This is a genomic window from Longimicrobiaceae bacterium (assembly GCA_035696245.1).
Lineage (GTDB): Bacteria > Gemmatimonadota > Gemmatimonadetes > Longimicrobiales > Longimicrobiaceae > DASRQW01.
The window spans coordinates 1-4,470 of the sequence record DASRQW010000268.1 but is presented as its reverse complement, the minus strand read 5'-3'; the positions used below and the strand labels follow the sequence as shown (position 1 = coordinate 4,470).

Here is a 4,470-nt window from a genome sequence, read left to right as displayed (position 1 = left end):
GTGGAGACCATCTTCGCCTGGCCGGGGATGGGGCGCACCATCGTGGACGCCATCTTCCAGCGCGACTATCCGCTGGTGATGGCCACCAGCTTCGTGATCGCGGCCATCGTGGTGCTGGGCAACCTGCTGTCCGACGTCCTCTACGCGGTGGTCGACCCCCGCATCCGCACGGAGTAGCCGACGCATGCGCGCTTCGCCCAACGTTGAGGCCTCCCCTCCCGAGCCGCTGCCCGACGGCGCGTCGCCGCTTCCGCCGGCGCCCGGCCGCGGAGGCGGGGCGGTGTTCAGGTTCGCGCTCCTGCTGCTGGGCTGGGGGCTGATCCTGGCGGTGGCCTACATGGCGTGGGGCCGCATCGGCGCCATCCGGGCCGGCGGCCAGCGCTTCCCGGTGGACATGATGGTCGCCATCGCCTCGCTGCTGCTGCTGGCGGCGGCCATGGCGTGGTGGACGGTTCGCAGCGTGCGCCGGGCGGGGCAGCCACCGCGAAAGCGCGGCGACTCGCAGTGGGCCATCGCGGGCCGGCACTTCCGCCGCAACCGCATGGCGATGGCGGGGCTGGGGGTGATGGTGCTGCTGTACGTGGTCACGCTGCTCACCCCCATGATCGCGCCGTACGACCCGGTCGCGCAGGGCGACATCGTGCTGTCGCGCTACCTGCATCCGTCCATCCAGCACCTGATGGGCACCGACAAGTTCGGCCGCGACATCTTCTCGCGCGTGCTCTACGGGTCGCGCATCTCGCTCACCATCGGCTTCATCGCGGTGGGCATCAGCGTCACGCTGGGCACGCTGATGGGTGCGCTGGCCGGCTACTACGGCGGCATCGTAGACTCCATGCTCATGCGCTTCACCGACATGATGCTGTCGTTCCCGCGCCTGGTGCTGCTGATCGTGGTCATCGCGCTCTTCCAGAGCAGCATCTGGCTCGTGGTGGTGGTGCTCGGATTGACGGGATGGATGGGAACGGCTCGCATCGTCCGTGGCGAGGTCTTATCGCTCCGAGAACGGGAGTTCGTCCAGGCCGCGCGGGCGCTGGGGATGGGGGACGGGCGCATCATCTTCCGGCACGTGGTGCCCAACACGCTGGCGCCGGTGATCGTGTCCGCCACGCTGGGCATCGGCCAGACGATCCTCACCGAGGCGTCGCTCTCGTTCCTGGGCCTGGGCGTGCAGCCGCCGACGCCCAGCTGGGGCAACATGATCTCCGACGGCCGCGACGTGCTGATCCAGGCATGGTGGATCTCCACCTTCCCCGGCCTGGCCATCGTGCTCACCGTGATCGCCTTCAACCTCCTGGGCGACGGCCTGCGCGACGCGCTGGACCCGCGCCTGAGGATTTGAGGTCCCGATGGCTACGCGCGCGGACTCGCTCCATTCCCGCATCTCGTGGGAGGACTTCCTCGCCACGGCGAGCGAGGACGTGCGCGCGGAGTGGGTGGACGGAGAGGTGGTGCCGATGAGCCCCGTGTCCGAGCGGCACGCGCGCATCACCGTCTTCCTCACCACCCTTATGAACCTGCTGGCGCAGCGGCGGAAGCTGGGGACGGTGCTGCACGCGCCCTTCTACATGAAGACGGCGCAGGCGGGACGCGAGCCCGACATCCTCTTCATCGCAGCCCAGAACGGCGGGCGGATCAAGCCGACTTTCCTGGATGGCCCCGCAGACCTCGTCGTCGAGGTCGTGAGCCCGGAGAGCCGGACGCGTGACCGCGACGAGAAGCGCCGCGAGTACGAGCGCGCCGGTGTCCGCGAGTTCTGGCTGATCGACCCGCTCGTCCACTCCGCCGAGCTGTACCGGCTCGCGGACGGCGGACGGTTCGACGTCGTCCCCGCCGATGCGGAGGGCCGCCTCCACAGCCGGGTGATGGAAGGCTTCTGGCTGGACGCCGAGTGGCTGTGGGCGGAGCCGCTGCCGGACGCGTGGGACGTGCTGGCGGAGTGGGGGCTGATGTGATGCGTCGCGCCGGCACCGCCGCGAAAGCGATCGTGACCCGGAGGGCGAAGACCCGCGCGGCGGTTTGCGCGGGGCTTCGTTCCGCTGGACACGGTGGTTTCGTGTCCCGCGGAATAGAGCGCGGTGGCCGCGCAGCGGGCATTCGCCCAAGCCGTACGTCGTACGAGGCTCAACGGGCGCGTCTCGCCCACGAAGCGACAACACCGTCTTGAAAGCGCTACTGGATGGCTGAGCCGATCCTGCAGGTGGAGAACCTGCGCACGTACTTCAAGACCGACGCGGGCCTGGCGCGCGCCGTGGACGGCGTGAGCTTCCACGTGAACCCCGGCGAGACGCTGGGCATCGTGGGCGAGTCGGGCAGCGGCAAGAGCGTGACGTCGCTCTCCATCATGCGCCTGATCCCCGAGCCGCCCGGCCGCATCCAGGACGGCTCGCGCATCCTGTTCCGGCAGGAGAACGGCGAGATGGAGGACCTGGCGCGCGCCACCGAGGGCCGCATGCGCCAGATCCGCGGCAACGACGTGGCGATGATCTTCCAGGAGCCCATGACGTCGCTGAACCCGGTGTTCCGCGTGGGCGACCAGATCGTGGAGTCGCTGCGGCTGCACCAGGGGCTGAACAAGCGCGACGCCCGCGACCGCGCCATCGAGATGCTGCAGCTGGTCGGCATCCCCATCCCGCACCAGCGGGTGGACGAGTTCCCGCACCAGCTCTCCGGCGGCATGCGGCAGCGCGTGATGATCGCCATGGCGCTGGCGTGCAACCCCAAGCTGCTCATCGCCGACGAGCCGACCACGGCGCTGGACGTGACCATCCAGGCCCAGATCCTGGACCTGCTGAACCGGCTCCAGGAGGAGCTGGGGATGTCCATCATCCTCATCACACACGACCTGGGCGTGGTGGCGGAGACGTGCGACCGCGTGATCGTAATGTACGCGGGCCAGGTGTTCGAGGAAGGGCCGGTGGACGACGTGTTCCACGACCCGCAGAACCCGTACACCGAGGGCCTGCTGCGCTCCATGCCCAAGCTGGGCGAGCAGGTGGAGCGGCTGGCGGTGATCCCCGGCGTGGTGCCCAGCCCGCTCAACTGGCCGGTGGGCTGCCGCTTCCACGACCGCTGCCCGTACGGCTGGGAGAAGACGGAGAAGGAGGAGCCGCCGCTGTTCGACATCGGCCCCGGCCGGCGAAACAAGTGCTGGCTGGTGAAGTATCCCGAGAAGCGCGACGAGATCCGCGCGGCGGGCGGTGGCTTCACCGCCGCGGGCGCGGTGACGGGCACCGGCGCGGCGATGCCGGTGGCGGGACGGCCCGAAGACGTGGTCCCCGCGGCCGACGGAGGCGTGGCATGAGCGCGGCGCCGGACGGACGCACCCCCGCGGGCGGCCAAGGGTCGGCCGATGGGCGCGTGGGCGGCGAGGAGACCGGCCGCCATGCCGAGGGGCTGGTGGGCGAGGGCGTGGAGCGCACGCCGGGGAGCTTGGAGGGTGCGGCGGGGCGAGGGCGTGGCGGGGTGATCCACCGCATGCCGGAGTCGCCCGAGCGGCAGGAGCTTCCGCCCGCGAAGGGCGACAGCGACCTGCGCGGCACGACGCCGGACGAGATGCAGACGCCGCCCGACGCGCTGCTCGCGGTACGCGGGCTCAAGAAGTACTTCCCCATCCACAAGGGCTTCTTCAACCGCCACGTGGGCGACGTGAAGGCGGTGGACGGCGTCTCCTTCTTCCTGCGCAAGGGCGAGACGCTGGGGATGGTGGGCGAGTCCGGCTGCGGCAAGAGCACCACCGGCCGCACGCTGCTTCGCCTGCAGGAGGCGACGGCGGGCACGGCCGAGTTCCGCGGCAGGAACATCTTCGACATGGGCAAGGACGAGCTGCGCACCCTGCGGCGCCGGGCGCAGATCATCTTCCAGGACCCCTTCTCGTCGCTCAACCCGCGCATGACCATCGCCGAGACGCTGCGCGAGGTGCTCACGGTGCACAACCTTGCGAAGGGGAAGGCGGCGGACGCGCGTGTGGCGGAGCTGCTGAGCATCGTGGGGCTGCGGCCGGAGCACGCCGTGCGCTACCCGCACGAGTTTTCGGGCGGACAGCGGCAGCGCATCGGGATCGCGCGGGCGCTGGCGGTGGAGCCGGAGCTGATCGTGTGCGACGAGCCGGTGTCGGCGCTCGACGTGTCGGTGCAGGCGCAGGTCATCAACCTGCTGCAGGACCTGCAGCGGCAGTTCGGCCTCAGCTACCTCTTCATCGCGCACGACGCCGAGGTCGTGCGAGATGAACACGAAGGCGACGCCCGTCGTCTGCTGGAGCTCGGCCAGCAGTTGCACGACCTGGTCCTGCACCGACACGTCGAGCGCCGACACCGGCTCGTCGGCCACGATGACCTTCGGGCCGACCACCAGCGCCGTCGCGATGCCGACGCGCTGGCGCAGCCCGCCGCTGAGCTCGTGCGGGAGCTTGCGCGCGTAGGACGGCGAGAGCGCCACGCGCTCCATCAGCTCCACGACCTTGCGGCGGCG

Annotated in this window: 4 protein-coding genes; all 4 read left to right on the top strand. The window is 70.4% G+C overall.

Annotated features, from left to right (window positions below):
- Positions 1–184 precede the first annotated feature (184 nt).
- The gene (opp4C, locus tag VFE05_12465) at positions 185–1,342 is read left to right on the top strand and encodes an oligopeptide ABC transporter permease (protein HET6230878.1); all 1,158 of its coding nucleotides are present in this window, start codon (positions 185–187) and stop codon (positions 1,340–1,342) included.
- A gap of 7 nt (positions 1,343–1,349) precedes the next feature.
- Entirely contained in the window at positions 1,350–1,955 is a 606-nt protein-coding gene (locus tag VFE05_12460; GenBank protein HET6230877.1) for a Uma2 family endonuclease, read from the top strand.
- Positions 1,956–2,179: 224 nt separating this feature from the next.
- Positions 2,180–3,304, top strand: coding sequence for an ABC transporter ATP-binding protein (locus tag VFE05_12455; protein HET6230876.1), 1,125 nt, complete (start codon positions 2,180–2,182; stop codon positions 3,302–3,304).
- A partial coding sequence (locus tag VFE05_12450; GenBank protein HET6230875.1) for an ATP-binding cassette domain-containing protein occupies positions 3,301–4,470 on the top strand: 1,170 nt, incomplete at its 3' end. The genes VFE05_12455 and VFE05_12450, both read left to right, overlap by 4 nt.